General features: G+C 54.1%; 18 protein-coding genes. 9 read left to right on the top strand and 9 right to left on the bottom strand.

Features of this window, described 5'->3' with window-relative positions; genetic code table 11:
- Positions 1-8: 8 nt before the first annotated feature.
- Positions 9-1,568 carry a protein adenylyltransferase SelO gene (locus tag J1836_RS02785; protein ID WP_207249360.1) on the top strand — a complete coding sequence of 520 codons (1,560 nt, stop codon included), beginning with the start codon at positions 9-11 and terminating at the stop codon, positions 1,566-1,568.
- A gap of 16 nt (positions 1,569-1,584) precedes the next feature.
- Here the strand turns inward: J1836_RS02785 and J1836_RS02780 are convergent, their stop codons facing one another.
- The 8 genes from J1836_RS02780 to J1836_RS02745 form a co-directional block, all read right to left on the bottom strand.
- Positions 1,585-1,902, bottom strand: a complete 318-nt coding sequence (locus tag J1836_RS02780) for a hypothetical protein (protein WP_207249359.1) — start codon at positions 1,900-1,902, stop codon at positions 1,585-1,587.
- 122 nt (positions 1,903-2,024) lie between these two features.
- The gene (locus tag J1836_RS02775) at positions 2,025-2,498 is read right to left on the bottom strand and encodes a rhodanese-like domain-containing protein (RefSeq protein WP_207249358.1); all 474 of its coding nucleotides are present in this window, start codon (positions 2,496-2,498) and stop codon (positions 2,025-2,027) included.
- A gap of 36 nt (positions 2,499-2,534) precedes the next feature.
- Positions 2,535-3,209 (bottom strand): response regulator, encoded by a 675-nt coding sequence (locus J1836_RS02770; protein WP_207249357.1) that lies wholly within the window; start codon positions 3,207-3,209, stop codon positions 2,535-2,537.
- Positions 3,210-3,244: 35 nt separating this feature from the next.
- Positions 3,245-4,924, bottom strand: a complete 1,680-nt coding sequence (locus tag J1836_RS02765; protein ID WP_207249356.1) for a GAF domain-containing sensor histidine kinase — start codon at positions 4,922-4,924, stop codon at positions 3,245-3,247.
- Positions 4,925-4,928: 4 nt separating this feature from the next.
- Complete coding sequence (locus tag J1836_RS02760; RefSeq protein WP_207249355.1) at positions 4,929-5,240, bottom strand: HesB/IscA family protein; 312 nt, start codon at positions 5,238-5,240, stop codon at positions 4,929-4,931.
- Positions 5,237-6,622, bottom strand: a complete 1,386-nt coding sequence (locus J1836_RS02755) for a cobyrinic acid a,c-diamide synthase CobB (RefSeq protein ID WP_207249354.1) — start codon at positions 6,620-6,622, stop codon at positions 5,237-5,239. Before J1836_RS02755 ends, J1836_RS02760 begins: the two co-directional genes overlap by 4 nt.
- Before the next feature lie 58 nt (positions 6,623-6,680).
- A complete protein-coding gene (locus tag J1836_RS02750; protein ID WP_207249353.1) occupies positions 6,681-8,039 on the bottom strand; it encodes a sigma-54-dependent transcriptional regulator in 1,359 nt (452 codons plus the stop codon).
- The gene (locus tag J1836_RS02745; protein ID WP_207249647.1) at positions 8,036-9,934 is read right to left on the bottom strand and encodes an ATP-binding protein; all 1,899 of its coding nucleotides are present in this window, start codon (positions 9,932-9,934) and stop codon (positions 8,036-8,038) included. Before J1836_RS02745 ends, J1836_RS02750 begins: the two co-directional genes overlap by 4 nt.
- 263 nt (positions 9,935-10,197) lie before the next feature.
- Here J1836_RS02745 and J1836_RS02740 point away from each other — a divergent pair, with 263 nt between their 5' ends.
- From J1836_RS02740 to J1836_RS02710, 8 genes are all read left to right on the top strand, one after another.
- Entirely contained in the window at positions 10,198-10,482 is a 285-nt protein-coding gene (locus J1836_RS02740; RefSeq protein WP_207249352.1) for a hypothetical protein, read from the top strand.
- 108 nt (positions 10,483-10,590) lie between these two features.
- Positions 10,591-11,544 (top strand): hypothetical protein, encoded by a 954-nt coding sequence (locus tag J1836_RS02735; protein ID WP_207249351.1) that lies wholly within the window; start codon positions 10,591-10,593, stop codon positions 11,542-11,544.
- A 66-nt stretch (positions 11,545-11,610) separates the two neighbouring features.
- Positions 11,611-12,522, top strand: a complete 912-nt coding sequence (locus J1836_RS02730) for a hypothetical protein (protein ID WP_207249350.1) — start codon at positions 11,611-11,613, stop codon at positions 12,520-12,522.
- Positions 12,519-13,244, top strand: a complete 726-nt coding sequence (locus J1836_RS21395) for a molybdopterin-dependent oxidoreductase (RefSeq protein WP_242632671.1) — start codon at positions 12,519-12,521, stop codon at positions 13,242-13,244. The genes J1836_RS02730 and J1836_RS21395 overlap by 4 nt, the downstream gene beginning before the upstream one ends.
- Positions 13,245-13,249: 5 nt before the next feature.
- Positions 13,250-15,079, top strand: a complete 1,830-nt coding sequence (locus J1836_RS02725; RefSeq protein ID WP_242632670.1) for a molybdopterin-containing oxidoreductase family protein — start codon at positions 13,250-13,252, stop codon at positions 15,077-15,079.
- A gap of 20 nt (positions 15,080-15,099) precedes the next feature.
- Positions 15,100-15,834, top strand: coding sequence for a 4Fe-4S dicluster domain-containing protein (locus tag J1836_RS02720; protein WP_207249349.1), 735 nt, complete (start codon positions 15,100-15,102; stop codon positions 15,832-15,834).
- Positions 15,834-16,451 (top strand): TorD/DmsD family molecular chaperone, encoded by a 618-nt coding sequence (locus tag J1836_RS02715; RefSeq protein WP_207249348.1) that lies wholly within the window; start codon positions 15,834-15,836, stop codon positions 16,449-16,451. Before J1836_RS02720 ends, J1836_RS02715 begins: the two co-directional genes overlap by 1 nt.
- A gap of 3 nt (positions 16,452-16,454) precedes the next feature.
- Complete coding sequence (locus J1836_RS02710; RefSeq protein ID WP_207249347.1) at positions 16,455-17,159, top strand: 4Fe-4S binding protein; 705 nt, start codon at positions 16,455-16,457, stop codon at positions 17,157-17,159.
- Here the strand turns inward: J1836_RS02710 and J1836_RS02705 are convergent, their stop codons facing one another.
- Positions 17,160-17,915 (bottom strand): RNA methyltransferase, encoded by a 756-nt coding sequence (locus tag J1836_RS02705; RefSeq protein WP_207249346.1) that lies wholly within the window; start codon positions 17,913-17,915, stop codon positions 17,160-17,162. It abuts the gene before it with no gap.
- Positions 17,916-17,925 lie beyond the last annotated feature (10 nt).

The raw sequence follows: 17,925 nt of genomic DNA, 5'->3' as shown, positions 1-17,925 counted from the left end.
GATTTCCCATGCGCTCCTTAAACTTCGACAACCGTTTCGTGCGCGAACTCCCCGGTGATACTGATCGGATCAACATGCCACGCCAAGTCTATGATGCACTGTGGTCAACGGTACGCCCCACTCCCGTTGCTAACCCGCACTTGCTGATCCATTCCCCGGAAGTTGCCACCTTGCTCGGTTTAAGCGATGCCGACATTGCGCATCCCAATTTTGCGCAAATCTTCGGTGGCAACCAACTGATGGAGGGAATGCAGCCTTACGCTGCCTGCTACGGCGGACATCAGTTCGGCGGCTGGGCAGGTCAATTAGGCGACGGGCGTGCCATGAGCCTCGGCGAAACGATCAATAGCGCGGGCGAACGCTGGGAACTGCAACTCAAAGGCGCGGGGTCAACCCCCTATTCCCGCCGCGCTGACGGACGTGCCGTCTTGCGTTCTTCCGTGCGGGAATTCCTGTGCAGCGAAGCCATGCACCACCTCGGCCTTCCCACCACTCGCGCCCTCAGCCTCGTCGCCACGGGTGATGGTGTGGTGCGCGATATGTTCTACGACGGTAATGCGCAAGTTGAACCGGGGGCAATCGTCTGTCGCGTCGCCCCCTCCTTTACGCGCTTTGGCAATTTTGAACTGCCCGCCTCACGCGGCGACATCGGTTTGCTGGAACAATTAGTGGATTTCACCATTGCACGCGATTACCCCGAACTGCACGGCGATATGCAGGAAAAACGTGGGCAATGGTTCTTAGAAATTTGCCGCCGCACAGCGGTAATGATTGCACATTGGATGCGCGTCGGCTTCGTGCATGGCGTGATGAATACGGACAATATGTCGATTCTCGGCTTGACCATCGACTACGGCCCTTACGGCTGGCTGGAAGATTACGACCCGCTGTGGACACCAAATACCACCGATGCGCAAGGCAAACGCTACAGTTATGGGCAACAACCCTACATCGGTCACTGGAATCTGACGCGGTTGCGGGATGCACTTGCCCCCGTGATCAGCGATGCCAGCGTGTTACAAGCGGGTTCGCAAGTGTATGCAGACACGTATAGCGAAACCTTCGGCACAATGCTGGCGGCTAAATTTGGCATACAGGAATTGTCGGATGATGACGCGCCGTGGATCAACCGTGCCTTTGAATTGCTACATATTTCAGAAGTCGATATGACGTTGTTTTTCCGCAACCTTGCCGACATTGACCCGCAAAACCCGACACTCGCACCGCTATACCCTGCGTTCTATCGTGATGATTTATGGCAGAAACACGCGAGCGAGTGGGAACAATGGTTGCAGCAATACAGCGACCGCTTGCGGCAAGATAACCTACCTGTTGCGCAACGGCAGCAACGCATGAATGCCGTCAATCCACGCTTTGTGCTGCGCAATTACCTTGCTCAACAAGCGATTGATCGCGCCACTGACGGGGATAATGGCATGTTGTGGGAATTACTAGACGTGTTGCGCCGCCCCTATGCGGAGCAGCCGACTAACGCGCTGTTTGCCGAAAAACGCCCAGAATGGGCACGGCATAAGGCTGGCTGTTCCATGTTATCGTGCAGTTCATAAACACACGCAAGGTCACTTATTTTGCCGCAGGCTTGCGCATCGGAATCGCGCAGAAAGTGGTACATTGTTTGTTATTGCCGACATTCACTTCTAAACCCGCCACCCCCTTAGGTGGCGCTGGCGGTTTAGCCTGGACGCGAATGCTAGCCGCAGGCGGCGGCACAACTTCTTTCGTGGGTGCAGCTTCAGACGGAACTTCCGTTTGTTGCTGGAAAGGGTTGAGATTGGAAATGGTATCTGACACTGCATCAGGCAGTAACGAACATCCCGACAACGACACGCTGACAGCCAATGCCAGCGAACACCAAAACACATGACGCATATCTTGTTTCATCTTAAGTTTCCTGAATTTATCGATGCAATAGGGGCTTTGCTACACAATTTTTCAGGATTGTATCATTAAAGAGACAAGAAAGCCGTTGATTTTATTAATATGTGGCTATAAACATACAACCACTAGGTTTTAGGCTCAAACTGATCCGGGCGCACGGGCGGATTGAGTTCTCCATCCGCTAAATCAATATCCACCTGCTCGCCCTGCTGATTCAGCAACGGCAGCTCGTAATCGTTCCAACCACGCACGCCCGTCTTCATGGAATACACCTGTTGGTAGCCCATCCCATGCAGGGTTAGCGCCGCTAATGCCGTGCGATTGCCCGAACGGCAGACTAATACCACCGGCTTATCCCGCGCTTGCACCAAGGCGGGAATGGTATCGGAATAGCCCCAATCGCACGATGCCTCCAGAATCCCGCGCGGCACATGCAGGGAATCGGCAATATGCCCTGCGTTATATTCATCCGCCTCACGAATATCGACAATCAGTAAATCGGGATGCTGAGTGCGCATCTCCTCCACATCCCACGGCATCAACTCGTGGATTTGAGGCAACGCAGCAGCAACCAGCGCCGCAAAGGTTTTCTGGGACATAAGTGTTTCAATCATCTAAATCAAAGGGAAGAAGTCTTAATGTTCGGCGTTAGCGGCTTCTGAACGAATGCCGTGTTCGACCGCCATGACAGCCGCTGTAATTCGCGAACTAACGTTTAACTTACGCAGGATCGCTTTTACATGCAGCTTGACCGTACCATCAGAAATGCCGAGATTACGCGCAATCACTTTATTGCTTTGCCCTTCAGCTAATAACATGAGGATTTCGTATTCACGCGGGGTCAATTCAGAAAACGGGTTGGCAAGTTTCTCATCATTACCCCGCGCATCCCCACCCTGCACAACGCGGGCGAGTACGGGGGCAAGTTCAGGAGCAACCACGGTTTTGCCTGCGACAATTTCACGTAATGCCACGACTAATTCATCGGGTTCAATGTCTTTGAGCAAGTAACCCCGCGCCCCACTCCGCAAGGCTTCCACCAAATCATTTTCATTACTGCTAGTCGTCAACATCACCACCCGCAGGCTTGGGTGATTCTTGCGTAATTGCCGCAATACACTCAAACCATCCATTTGTGGCATTCGCATATCCAGCAATACGATGTCAGGCGCGAGATTCGCTGCCGCTATTAACCCCTCATCACCACTACCAACGGCAGCCACGACGCGAATACCGCGCCGCGTCAGTAAGTCTTCCAAACCTGCACGGAACAGGGTGTGATCATCAATCAGCAATACTTTTTCATTCATGTGGAGTCGCTTGTTACTGTGGTCATTCAGGCAGGTCACACACCAAATAAGTCAGAAAGCTTCTTAGTTGGCGGTGCTTCGAAGTTTAGTTGTATCAGTGTACCCTCACCCGGCTCACTTTCAAACTGTATCTCACCACCGATCTTTTCCGCCCGCTCCTGCATAATGCGTAAACCGATGTGTTCACCCGTCGTCGGGTTGGGTTCGGGCAGTGGGTCAGGCAAACCAATGCCATCATCTTCCACCAGAATGCTGCACCGCCCTTCTTCATTACTGTGCAACAGCAAGCGCACGGTGGACGCCTGACTGTGTTTACGGATATTGGTGAGTGATTCCTGCACAATGCGAATCACTTCCAGCTCTACCTCTCGGGACAAATCTTTCAATGCCCAATTGTGGTAGAAGAATACTTCCAACCCCGTTTCTAAGCGGAAACGTTCCGTCAAACGTTCCACCGCCCGCAGGATACCCTTGCCATCAATCGGCGCACGGAAATCCGTAATCAGGCTACGTAACTCGGCATAGGCTTCGTCGATGGTATTTTCCAATACCTCCAACTCGTGCCACATATCGGCTTCTGCACCGCGATTGAACGAGTCATCCAGTAGGCGCACTTTGAAACGCAAACTGGCAAGAGTTTGGGCAAGGGAATCGTGCAATTCGTGCGCCATGCGGGTACGTTCTTCCATGATTGAGAGCTTACGCATGTCTTCGTCGCTGTTGGCTTTTTCAATCGCCATGCCCAAATGCTGCCCAATACTCAGCAATAATTCGTCATCTTCGAGCTTGTCGTAACGCCCTTTGCGGATGAATAAATTGTAAACGCCTAACACCTTGTCACGGTATTGCAAAGGAATCGCCAGCATTTCGAGATCTTGATTGCCAATACACAAAGGCTGCCCAATGATCATGTTGCATTTTGCCACATCATTGCGCATCTTGATGTCGCGCTCACCTGCCGCACTGCCGCATAAACAACTGGGTGAAGGCAGTGTCTCTTCGAGTTTAATAGCATTCACATTCAGACCAAGGCTCGACACCAAACGCAAATTACCTTCGCGATCAAACAGACGCACCGTCACGGCTTCCGCTTTGATCACATCTTTGAGGGTTTGCAAAAAACACTTCAGCAAGTCTTCCAGACCATCGGCACGATTCACACAACTCGCCACTTCATACAGGATGCTGAGGTGACGTTTTTTCTGAGCGAGGTACTTTTCTTGCCTATCCATACGCTTTTGCTGCATTCGCGACAGCGCATGGTAATCTTCGGTAATCGCGTTGATTTGCTCACGAATTTTGCGCGAAGGGCAGCTTTTACCGGAAATTAGCATCCGCGCACTCAAATCGCCTTTACGTAAACGAATCGCCCAGCGTGACAATTCCGTGCCAAACCGCGAAAACTCCCGCCAGACCCAATACAGCAACGACAAGACACCAACACCCGCTACGATCCACAAGCCCGTCATCACAGGCGCGACCCAAGCGTAGTTGGCGTGGCTACTGGTTGCCCAGAAATACACTGCCCCAATCACCGTGAAGGTAAAAAACAGCACCAGCAAACTGATTTGTGCTTGCCAAGGCAGATCAATGACCGGGCGACCTTCTTGGCTCGCCCAGTACGTATTGCGGGAGGTAGAAGCAACCGTGTCATCAACCTCCGCTGGCTGTTTCAGCGTGGTGGAAATCGGCAGTTTGACGACGGTTTCTTGCATGGACTTATACCTGTGGAGCGCGGTAGTTTGGATCGTTCGGGTTCACGAATACGAACTCTAGTTTGCCATCAATTTCCACATAGTCCAATGTCATTCCTGCCACCAAAGGTTGGGAAGCAGCATCCACGACTAACACCACGCCTGCGGATTCGATGGTCTGGTCGCCGTCTTTGCTTTGATCATCAAAGCCCATCAGGTAATGGAAACCACCATCTGGCTTCTTTTGGATAGCAATGCGTAACGGCAAGCCAATGGCATTACCTTGTACCGAAGCAGTACGAACCTGGGTAGCGGCGGCGGGAGTAACGGTGATCATGCAGTAGTGTTCCTTTGAGTCTGGCGGATAAATTCAACAAAACGCTGCGCCCAGCGAAATTGCGAGGTGTCGCGCATGTGCGTGTAAGAGGCTAACAAATTGCGGTAGACCCAGCCATCGTGTTGACCGTCGATGCCGGTTCCGCGCCGCATACGGTAGGCGAATTTACCTGTTGCGGTCAAATTCTCAAGGCGCGAGTAGTGGAACTCATGCGCGTTGATGGTGTGCAGCGTGTCACCACCCGGCCACGGCATATCGGCGGTTTCCTGCAATTTCACGTAACCCCTGCCTTGGGGCTTGGGGTGCATGACCGCATCGCCGGGGATCACGCCGACCATATCCGCTTGCTGCCCATTCCAGATGATGCGGCGAGAAAGGTACATCAAGCCACCGCATTCGGCGTAAGTGGGCAAGCCGTTGTCGATGGCGGTGCGGATGGATTCGCGCATGGATGTATTCGCGGCGAGTTGCTGCATGTGGGTTTCGGGGAAACCACCGCCAATGAACAAGCCGTCGATGGCGGGCAAAGCTGTGTCTTGCAGAGTGTTGACGGGAACGAGGGTTCCGCCTGCTTGTTGGAGAGCTTCGAGGTCGCCGGGGTAGTAAAAACCGAAGGCGGGGTCTTGGCAGATACCGATGCGGAGCGGTGGAGAAGTAGGAATGTATGGGGAGGGTGCGATAAATCGCGTCCCTACATCCGCCGTCCGTTCCGCAATCCCCAACAACATCCCTAAATCCACCTGCTCCGCCACCAGCGCCCGAATCCGCGCAATCTGCGCCTCCGCCTCACCGCTCTCATTGCTGGGCATCAACCCCAGATGACGTTCCTCAATCTCCATTTCCGGGTTATTCTGCACCGCCCCCAACACCTTAATGTCGGTGTAATGCTCAACGGACTCACGCAGCTTGCTGGCATGACGCGCCCCACCCACACGGTTGAAGATAATTCCGGCAATATCCACTTCCCGATCAAATGCCTGATAACCCAGCAATAGCGGCGCTACCCCACGGGTCATCCCCCGCGAATCCACCACCAGAATAACGGGCGAACGGGTCAGTTTGGCAATGGCGGCATTGCTGTCAGTACCATCCAGCGCCATACCATCGTACAAGCCCTTATTCGCCTCGATCAGCGCAATATCAGCATCCAGCGAATAATGTTGCACCGTCTGGATAATCTCATCCGACATCATGGTATTGAAATCGAGGTTGTGGCAAGGACGCTGGCTGGCAGCACCAAGCCACAGCGGATCAATGTAATCAGGGCCTTTTTTGAACGGCTGTACCCGCAAGCCTTGAGCGTGCAAAGCAGCGCACAGACCAATCGAAAGCGTGGTCTTGCCTGAGGATTTGTGGGTCGCGGAGATGAAGATTCTTGCCATGCCGATATTCTAACGCAACTCCAGTATATTATTAAATGTTAATACTAGACTTAATCGCTCAGGCTTGCATAAATTCGTACTTTTTCAGCAAGCGGTACACATTGCGCTCACTAATCCCCAGCGTCCGCGCCACCTTGCCGCGATGCCCGTTGAATTTATCCAGCAACAAGTGTAGGTAATGTTTTTCCAGATCGTCCAACGTGGGTATCTGTTCAAAGTCCAAACTCACACCCTTGCTGGCGGGCGCAGCAGTAGTGGATACCACACCATCACTCAACATAATATGCCCCGGCAAAATCCGCGCCGTATCGCCTGACAGGATAATCGCCCGTTCCACCATGTTTTTGAGTTCACGAATATTCCCCGGCCAAGGGTACACCACCAGTTTTGCCAACGCCTCCTCGCTCAAGTGCTTGTTAACCCGCCGCGAAAAGTCGTGGTTATTGATGAAATGCTTCACCAATGCCGGAATATCGTCACTGCGTTGGCGCAACGGCGGCACGTAAATGGTAAAGGCATTCAGGCGGTAAAACAGATCCGCCCGGAACGTGCCTTCCTGCGACATTGCCAGTAAATCGCGGTTGGTGGCGGCAACTACCCGCACATTGGCACTCAAATCACGCGTACCACCCAGCCGCCGGAAGCGTCCGGTTTCCAGCACCCGTAACAACTTGGCTTGGATGGCGGGGGTAATTTCGCCGATTTCATCCAGAAACAGCGTGCCACCTTCGGCACTTTCGATCAGCCCTTTTTTCTGGCGGTCAGCACCGGTAAACGCGCCTTTTTCATGCCCGAACAGTTCCGACTCAAACAGGTTTTCCTGCATGGTGCAGCAATCCAAGGCGACGAAACTGCGGCTGGCGACTTGGCTGCGTTCGTGGATTTCGCGAGCAACCAATTCCTTACCGACCCCGCTTTCGCCCTGAATCAGCACCGTCATCATGCTGGGGGCAACCGCACCAATCATGTTTTCCACCTCCTTCAAGGCAGGGCTTTGCCCGACCATGAAGGACTTGCGCTTTTGCACCTGCTCTTTGAGGTAGAGAAATTCCTGTTTCATGCTGTGCGCGTCCAGCACTTTGCGGATCATCAGTTGCAACTCGTCCAGATTCACCGGCTTGAGCAAGTATTCAGCCGCTCCCGCCTGCATTGCCCCGACCGCCTCCTTGACGCTGCCATAAGCGGTAATAATGATCACCGGGCAATCCCCGACCAATTGCGGCAAAATATCGCGCCCCCGCGCATCCGGTAACTGGCAATCCAGCAACACCAGATGCGGGTCATGCTGTTGCAAATACGCCTGCGCCGCCGCCCACGAATGTACCCCGGTTGCCGCGTGCCCCATCCGGTTGAGCTGCCCCACCATCAGGCGGTTTAGGGTTACGTCGTCGTCAATCACCAATACCAAGGGAATCATGCTGCCTCCTGAGTCACGTTTGGCACGTCATCCGCATCCGGGAAATGCAGCACAAATGCCGTCTTGCCCGCCGCATGTTCAGCCACCTGTATTTGCCCGCCATGTTGTTTGACCAGCGTGCGGGTAATGGTCAGCCCCAGCCCTGTGCCGCGTTGGTCATGGCGACGGCTGAAAAACGGGTCGAAAATATGTGCCAAAATCGCGTCGGGAATACCCGTGCCAGTGTCTTCCACCCGAATCTCAACCGTAGCACCCTGTTTGCGGGTGATGACACGCAATTCGCCGCCCGCTGGCATAGCGTGGAAGGCATTTTGTGCCAAATTCAGGATAATCATACGCACATCGTTATCCGCCGCGAGGATGCGCGGATTGCTTGAATCCAGTTGCAACGCTTCGCCAATCCCCTGTTGTTCACGCTCGAAACGCAACAGCGACAGGGTTTCGCGAATCACACCGTTCACCTCCACCAATTCGGGATGACCGCTGGCAAGCGTGCCAAGCTTCATCAGACGGCGGGTCACGTTGAGGCATTGCTCCACTTGTTCGTCTACCAAATGCAGGTAATCTTTCAGCTCCGTGACATTTTCCTGTGAAGTATCCAGTATCTGGTCGCTGGCTTGCAGCGCAATGCGCACCGATGCCAACGGGTTGTGGATTTCGTGGGCAACACCGGCTGCCAGTTCACCCAGCGAGGCAAGTTTTTGTTCGTGCGAATACTGCACGGCTTTGTCCAGATCGCGTACTGATTCCACCACCAGACATTCTGAGGCAACCGCTTCCCCAGCAACCACGGGTAAACGCGCCGCGTAGACTTCGGTGGATAACAAGGACGTATCCGCCCGATGCAGGGTTTCCATGAATTTCAGGGTTGGTTGTTCGGCACTCAGCATCGCCAGCGGGCAACTACGCAACGATGGCGGGCAAGGCGTGTCGCGCTGGTAAGTGACCTTATAACAGTACTGCTGGCGCAAGGTTTCCGGGCAGGCAACACCACATTGTTCCGCATAAGCACGGTTTGCCAGCACAATCTGGAAATACGGGTCGATCACCCGCACTCCGTCCGGCACTGCATCAATCAAACCTTGCAGGAACTGTTCGCGGCTTTGCAGCACCTGATGGCTGTGTTGCAAGCGTTCTGCCATGTGGTTGAAAGTGCTGGCGAGGTTAGCCATTTCATCCTTGCCACGCACGGGGACGCGGGCGGCGAGATTGCCTTGCGACAAGGCATGGCTGGCGGTATCGAGGCTGCTGATCGGTTGCAACACATAACGCCGCATAAACCACCATGCCGCGCCCGCGCTAAACAGCACTGCAACCGCTCCTGCACCGGTCAACATCAGGATGTTTACCCAACCTTTCTCGCGAATCGGCGCAGCATCGTAATCCACCACCAGAATGCCGTTGACGGGGTGGGATGCGGGATTACCGTGGCATTGCATACATTCCGGCTTGTTCCTGACCGGGTGGAAAGTACGCAGTAATTCACCGCCCGCGTTCGGGGTAAAGAAACGGGTCACAGGTTCGAGCGGCAGGTTCGCGGGAGTGCAGTTCGGGCAAAATTGCTGAATGATGGCGGCTTCCGTTTGCCCCAAACGTTGTGGTTGCGACGCAAAGCGCACCTCACCCGCCGGATTGAGGATCATCACTTCTTTCACCCCCTCCTGCTTACCCAAGTCGCTGATAATATCGCGCAAACCGGGCAAGTCGCGGCGCAACATGGCGCGTTCCAGCGACGACTTCAGCAACAGACTCACCGAATGCGAGGCTTGGGTACGCTCATCCGCAATCTGCGCACTGTAGAAATAGTAAAACATCAGCAAAAAACACACCGACACCAGCCCCAATACCCCAAACAGGAAGACGATAAAGCGGCGGCTCAGGTGTTGCGTAGGCATAGGCACGAAATAACTCCCTATTTTAGTAATAACGAGTGTAGCGCACATTATGACAAAATGTCTCGATCAACTTCTGGCGTGACAAGATGTCATTCACATGATGACATCTTGTCATAAGCTCATGGTCTACAAGATTTAAAATCAACCAGAAAATAACAAATAAATCTTTATTTATTAAATAGTTATGTTTTATTTTCAGCATCTGGCACAGTTCCTGCTATATGGCAAGTGGATGAAGGATATGAGAGAGGAGAGAACTCGACATGCGAATGCACCATTTCCTGTTCGCACTGCTGGCTACTACAGCACAGGCAGGCGAGATTACCTATATCGCAGGCACAAACCCGGCTGAACGTCCCGCCACTGCTCCCGCCATTACTGAGGTCCAGAAAGATGCGGCTTGGTACGCAACCGCGTTAACTGGCGTGGCACAACCTTACCCCGCTTCGCTGCACTTTCTGGAAAATCAGGGCAATTGGTTTAGCCCCTTCACCCATGCTGGCATGACTCCGCCTTACGATCTGCGCGGCTGGCATACCGACAAGTAAAGTTCCAAAACGTAACCGTTAGTTAACCTTTCAATGGAGACTTCAAATGAAACAGTTTGTTAAAAAAACCTTGGCTATGTTGGTCGGTGCGATGCTGCTTTCCCCGTAGTGTTTGCTGAACAACAACAAGGCATGGGCGGCATGTCAGGCATGAACGGGATGTCTGGCATGGGTGGGATGCAAGGCATGAACGGCATGGGTGGCATGCAAGGCATGAACGGGATGTCTGGCATGGGTGGCATGAATGGGATGCAAGGCATGGATGGCATGTCGGGGATGAACGGAATGTCCGGCATGGGCGGTATGAACGGCATGTCTGGGATGAACGGAATGTCCGGCATGGGCGGCATGTCGGGGATGTCTGGTAACAAAGTTTGTACCAAATGGGTTCCTGTTCAAACAGGCATGTCGGGGATGAACGGAATGTCCGGTATGGGTGGCATGTCAGGTATGAACGGAATGTCTGGCATGAATGGCATGAATGGCATGTCGGGGATGAACGGAATGTCCGGCATGGATGGCATGTCAGGTATGAACGGCATGTCCGGCATGGGTGGGATGCAAGGCATGAATGGCATGTCTGGGATGAACGGCATGTCCGGTATGGGTGGGATGCAAGGCATGAATGGCATGTCTGGGATGAACGGCATGGGTGGGATGAACGGAATGTCCGGCATGAACGGAATGTCCGGCATGAATGGTATGTCGGGAATGAGCGGCAACCCAGCAATGGTCTGTGTTGAATGGGCTGATGCCCAAAGTGGGATGTCAGGGATGAACGGAATGGGCGGCATGAATGGCATGTCTGGGATGAACGGCATGTCCGGCATGGGCGGCATGAATGGCATGTCCGGCATGGGCGGCATGAATGGCATGTCAGGTATGAACGGCATGGGCGGCATGAATGGCATGTCTGGGATGAACGGCATGTCAGGTATGAACGGCATGTCTGGGATGCAAGGCATGGATGGTATGAGTGGCATGAACGGAATGTCCGGCATGGGCGGTATGAACGGCATGTCTGGGATGCAAGGTCAAACGTGGACACCACCAGCTAAATAAAAAATTCCCCTCACCCCAGCCTCTCTCCTGCCAAGGGAGAGAGGCTTTTACCAAGGAGTCACATTCATGAATGCAGGTACGGATAAATGGTGGGTCGGCGTACTCGCTCTTGTCATTGCGGTTGTGGGAGGGTTCAGCGTACATTTCATGTCAAACTCCAATAGCGCACCCGCCGCTGAACCCAGCACCGCCACTACAACCACTACAAAAACAACAACAGCAGCACCGCAACCAGAAGCACCCGCGACACCCACAGTAGCCGCCGCGCCCCCAATTACCAGCGATTACCAAAGCGCCCGCTACGACCCCATCCATTTCAAACCTGCCATCGACAAAGCCACGGATGCCGACTGCCTGAAATGCCATCAGGAAGTGTTGGATACCAACACCCGTGACGCTTCCCCCGCAGGTTTAAAAAAGGTCAGCACCCTCGCGTGGTATCAAACCCTCGATACCTACGACGGCGAGCAAATGACCTTCCACCAACGTCACCTGACTGCGCCTTTCATCAAAAAAGTTGCCAATATGAGCTGCACCACCTGCCATCAGGGTAATAACCCCCGCGACGAAGTGTCCGGCACGGCGGCTGACAGCCCAACCGATTTAACCATGCGCAAAATGGTTGACCCGAATACCTGTTTGATGTGCCACGGGCAATTTCCCTACCAGAACATGGGCTTGCCAGGGCCTTGGCATGAAAGCGGTGTCGGCTTCCAGAACAACTGTTTACTCTGCCATGCAGCGATCCGCACCACCCGCCACAAGGTCAATTTCCTCAATGCCGCAGGGATTGAACAAGAAGGTGTTGCCAACAGCGATTCTTGCTACGGCTGCCACGGCGGACGCGCATGGTATCGCACCAGTTTCCCCTACCCCCGCCACGCTTGGCCGGGAGCAGGCGCAACCGTCCCTGAATGGGCGAAAGACCGCCCCACCGAATCCGACCTACGTTTCTTGATTGAAGGGAGCAAGCCATGAGTGAACCAAGCTGGCAAGACAAGCTGAAATCCGCCCTGAAGATGGATCGGCGCAGCTTCCTCAAAACCACCGCAGTCGGTTCTGCCGCCATTGCAGCGGGTGGGCTGACGCTCAAACCCAAGGAAGCCAAGGCGTTTGCGTATGAACCTTACCCACGCGACAACGACCTGACCACAGTCGTCACCAGTTGCGCCCACAATTGCGGGTCGCGCCACATGCTGGTGGCACATAAAAAAGGCGACGTAATCGTGCGCCTTTCCACCGACGATGGGCGTTACCAGAAAGGCGGCGAATTCGGCAAAGATACCTTTGAAGAACCGCAAATGCGTGCCTGTTTACGCGGACGTTCCTACCGTTCGCGCCTGTATTCGCAGGAACGCCTGCTCTACCCCATGATCAGCACTGGCAAGCGTGGCGAAGGCAAATTCAAACGCGCTTCATGGGATGCAGCACTTGATCACGTCGCTGGCAAGATGGAGGAGCTGAAAAGCAAATACGGTCCCACCGCCCTGCTCGATCAGGCTTATGCTGGTGCATCTTATGGCGTGCTGCACAAATCCGACCAGATCGAAGGTTTGCAGGCACGTTTCTTAGGTATGTACGGCTGCCGCACCAGTTCATGGTCAGTGCCGTCGTATGAGGGAACGAAATTCAGCTCCAAACCACCTTCGGTACGATTGAGGATGGCAACGAAGATGACACGTTTGCGCATTCCAAACTGATCATTATGTGGGGCTGGAATCCGGCGTATACCTTCCACGGCGGCAACACCTTCTACTACATGCGCATGGCGAAGCAGAACGGCTGCAAGTTTGTGCTGGTTGACCCGCAATACACCGATTCCGCGTCTGCGTATGATGCGTGGTGGATTCCGATCCGCCCCAATACCGATGCGGCAATGATGGCAGGGATGGCGCACCACATTTTTACCAGCAACCTGCAAGACCAGAACTTCATCAACAAATTTGTGCAGGGCATGGATGCAGGCACAATGCCCGACTGGGCGAAGGACAAGGAAAACTTCAAGGATTACATCCTCGGCAAATACGACAACACCCCGAAAAGCCCGGAATGGGCAGCAGAAATCTGCGGTGTTTCCGCCGACGATATTAAGAAACTGGCGCAATTATACGCCACCACCAAACCCGCCGCGCTCAAAGCCTCATGGGCGCCGGGGCGCAATGCCTATGGCGAACAATACAACCGCATGGCAGCGGCGTTGCAGTCCATGACCGGCAATATCGGCATCCTCGGTGGTTGTGCGGAAGGCATCGGCAAGGCATGGCACGCCGAAGGGGTTGCCTACCCTTACGATGAATTCGCCAATGTGTTTTACGAATCCATCAAATCGGATCGTTGGGCGCACTGCGTGTTGAACTACCCGAATGTGAAGCGCGAGGAAATCGGCTTATGGCCGGGTGGCAAGGCGGGTGATGGAGTGATTCCCAATATTCGCGGCATTTTCTGGCAAGGCTCAGACTGGTTTAACCAGCTCACCAATATCAATAAAGAAATTCAGGCAATCAACAAGCTGGACTTGGTGGTGTGCAATGATTCCACCATTACCCCGTCCGGCTTGTATGCGGATGTGTTGTTCCCTATCGCCACCCATTTTGAACGCCATGACGTGGCGTTGCCGTGGTACAAGGGGCATTACTACATCCACCGCCCTAAAGTGATTGAACCGCTAGGTGAAAGTAAAACCGACCTGCAAATCTACACCGAACTGGCTTACCGGCTAGGCGGTGATCAGTTTGGCAAGCGTTATAATCCCAAAGCCAACCGCGATTACTTCCTATACAACGATGCTGTGGATAACGCTTACCTGCAAGAATGGTGGGAACACAAAGTCATGGCACACCAACACGTTGACATGTCGTGGGCAGAATTCCAGAAATACGGCATCTACAAATTCAAGCTGGATCGCCCCCACGTTGCGTTTCAGGATAACGTGGAAAAAGGCGTGCCGTGGCCTACTGCGTCCGGCAAGATCGAAATCTTTTCGGGACAGTTGGCACAATACGATGACTGGACAAAAACGGCTTACGGCTATGAAATTCCTGCCATCCCCAAATGGATTGAGCCGTTTGAATACTTGGGCGACAAGGAAAAGACCGCCAAACACCCGTTCCATTTAATTTCGCCGCACCCGCGCCACCGTACCCATTCGATTTTCAACAATATCGGCTGGCTGCGCGAAACCTACGAACAGGAAGTCACCATCAACGCTTCCGATGCCAAAAAGCTCGGCATCAAGACGGGCGATACCGTGGAGGTGTTCAATGATCGTGGCAAGGTGGTGGTTCCCGCGTATGTGACCGAACGCTGTATGCCCGGCGTGCTGGTGATCTACGAAGGCGCGTGGCTGGATCTGGATGAAAACGGTATCGACCGTTCCGGCAACCCCGACATGCTGACGCTGGACGAACCCAGCCCCGCTGGTTCGTTTGCCTATAACACGGTGCTGGCAAGTATCCAGAAAACCGACCTTGCACACAAACCCGGTTGGGACAGGCTGGCAACTGCCCGCAGCCATGTGTTCCGGCGTGACCTGTAATCTTTCGAGGAGAATTCCCTATGGCAAACGAGCCAGTACCCAAGAATCCCGTATTACAGGACAAAGCCACCATCAAGGAAGCCATCGTGCGGCACAAAAAAGAGGTTTACACGCCTGTTGTGCCTACCCAGCAGTTGGGTTTCATCCACAATAATGTGGATTGCATTGGTTGCCGCGCTTGCGAAATTGCCTGTAAGGACAAAAACGGTCTAGCACCGGGGCCACGTTTCCGCCGCGTGATGTACGTGGAAGGCGGCACTTACCCAGCGGTGTATGCCTACAAGGTCAATATGTCGTGCAACCATTGCGCCGAACCCGCGTGTTTGCCGACCTGCCCGACGGGGGCGATTTACAAGCGCAAAAAAGATGGCATCGTCGATATTGATTCCAGCCTGTGCATTGGCTGCCGCCGCTGTGAAGCCGCTTGCCCGTATGGTGCGCCGCAATTCATCCCCGAACAGAACATCGTCTCCAAGTGCAATATGTGTGTGGATGAGATTGATGCGGGGCGCAAACCGTATTGCGTGATGGCGTGCATGATGCGGGTGCTCGATATTGGTCCCATCGACAAGCTGCGCGAAGCCACTTACCCCACCAAGGCAATGGCTCCACACGAAAAGGATAAGCTGGTACGTCAGGTCAAAAGCATGGCAGACCCGGAATTGACTAACCCTTCCATCGTGTTTATCGCGCATAGCAATGGGCGGGTGGATGCAGTGGATGCACCCAAAGAACCACCCAAGGAGCCGAAGTAATGCTGGATATAGCCAATGACTTACGGTTGCTGGCGGATTTGCACGCCACGGAATTGACGCGGGAACAGGTTCATTCGGACACCCTGCGCGATGATCTCGCTTGCGACTTCGCCGACATCTACCTCCACGGCAAATTCCACAGTTCGCCGCAAGAATCGGTGTGGCTGGACGATGAGGAACTGGTGTGCCAGCAACCGATGTTCGAGGTACGCGAATGGTATGCGCGGCACGGCTTGGCTGTCCCCAACTGGCGAATCATGGCGGATGACCATCTGGTGAACCAGTTGCTGTTCGTGGCCTTCTTGCTGGAAAAAGCCACTGTGGAGAATAACCCGCAATTGTTGGCAGAAGCCGCCCGCTTTCTGGATGAACACCTATTGCGCTGGCTGTTACCGTTTGCGCAACGGGTGGCGCAACGCTGTGCCACCGCATTTTATGCCGAGTTGGCGCAGGAAACGGCGGTATATGTCGAACATACCCGTGATTTGCTGGCGGAAACGCTCGGTGTACCACGCCTGAGCCATGAAGAAATCGAAGCGCAGTTGCGGGCGCAACAACTGACAGCATCACACCCCCAGCCAGTGAAATTCTACCCCGGCGTTGCGCCAAGCTGGTAAGCCATGAGTTTGTCACCGGGTTGGCTGCAACAATTAAAGCGGGAATGGACGATCCCGGAAGTGATTGCTGAACGTTGCGTCCACAGCCTTTGCGAAGTGGCAAGTTGTGCACGTTGCGTGGAGGCTTGCCCGCGTGAGGCGTGGTCGCTGGATGATGCCAGCCTGAAAATTGATACGGCGCGTTGTGATGGCTGCGGCTTGTGTGTCGTGGCTTGTACTGAGTCGGCGTTAGTGGGGCATAGCCCGGTGGTGGAGGTCACGCCCGTGATCAATCGCCGTCAGTTTTTGCGCAAAGCACTGACGTTTTCCGCCGAGCAAAGCATGGCGCTACCCGTGGCTTTGCCGTTAATTCCCTTCGTACCGACGTTTAGCGTGGCAAAGTGTAATGGCTGTGATGCGTGTGTGCAGCTTTGCCCACATCAGGCGTTGCAATTGGAGAAGCGCGATGATGGGCAAGCCCTTGCTTACCAGATTCAGGCAGAACGTTGCACGGGATGTGGGATTTGTGTGGATGTGTGTGAGCGGGATGCGGTTGAGGTTAGGCCGATGGAGCAGGCGACAAGCGGCGAGGCAATTCCTTTGGTGCAGGCGCGTTGTAAGGCATGTGGCAGCCGTTTTCACTATCCGGCTGATGGCAATCCGGCACGGCAATATTGCCGAATTTGCGCTCAAACTAACCATCATCGGCAGTTGTTTCAGGTGTATTAATCACGACCGCTCCCGAAACTTCCGCCCCGCAAACGCCGCCAACATCCCGCGCAAGATATTCATCTCACTCACCGTCACCCCCGCCCGCCCAAACAGCCGCCGCATCCGCCGCATCAACAAACGCGGGTTTTCCGGGTCAAGAAAGCGCGTATCAATCATCGACTGCTCAAGGTGCGTATAAAACCCCTCCATCGCCTCACCACTCGCCAATGCCTCATCCGCATCAGCAATGCCAGCTTCTGTCGGAGTTGCCATCCGCACCGCCGTCGAACATTCATACGTCAGCACCTGAATCGCCATCGCAATATTCAGCGACAGAAAATCAAACGCCATCGGGATATGCACCAGCGTATTGCAATGATCCAGCTCTTCATTGGTCAAGCCCGTGCGTTCACGCCCAAACACCAGCGCAATTTTCTGCTGCTGCGGCAAATGTTCCGCCACAAACGTGCCGCATTCCCGCGCATCCATCTGCGGCCATTGCAAAGTACGTTCAGAACGCGCACTCGCCCCGATCACGATCTGGCAATCCGCCAGCGCATCCTGCAAAGTCGGCACGATTTTCGCCTGCTCAATAATGTCATTCGCGCCGGATGCCAGCGCAAAGGTTTCCTGTGAAAACGGCTTACGCGGCGATACCAAACGCAAGTCCTTAATCCCCATCACTTTCATGGCACGCGCCGCCGAACCAATATTACCGGGGTGCGAGGTTTCCACCATGACGATGCGCAGGTTTTCCAAGGCAGGTGTGTACATCAGTGTATTG

This window comes from Thiothrix fructosivorans, assembly GCF_017349355.1.
Classification (GTDB): domain Bacteria; phylum Pseudomonadota; class Gammaproteobacteria; order Thiotrichales; family Thiotrichaceae; genus Thiothrix; species Thiothrix fructosivorans.
The sequence above is the reverse complement of the archived record's forward strand: the minus strand, read 5'-3'. Positions and strand labels throughout refer to the sequence as shown.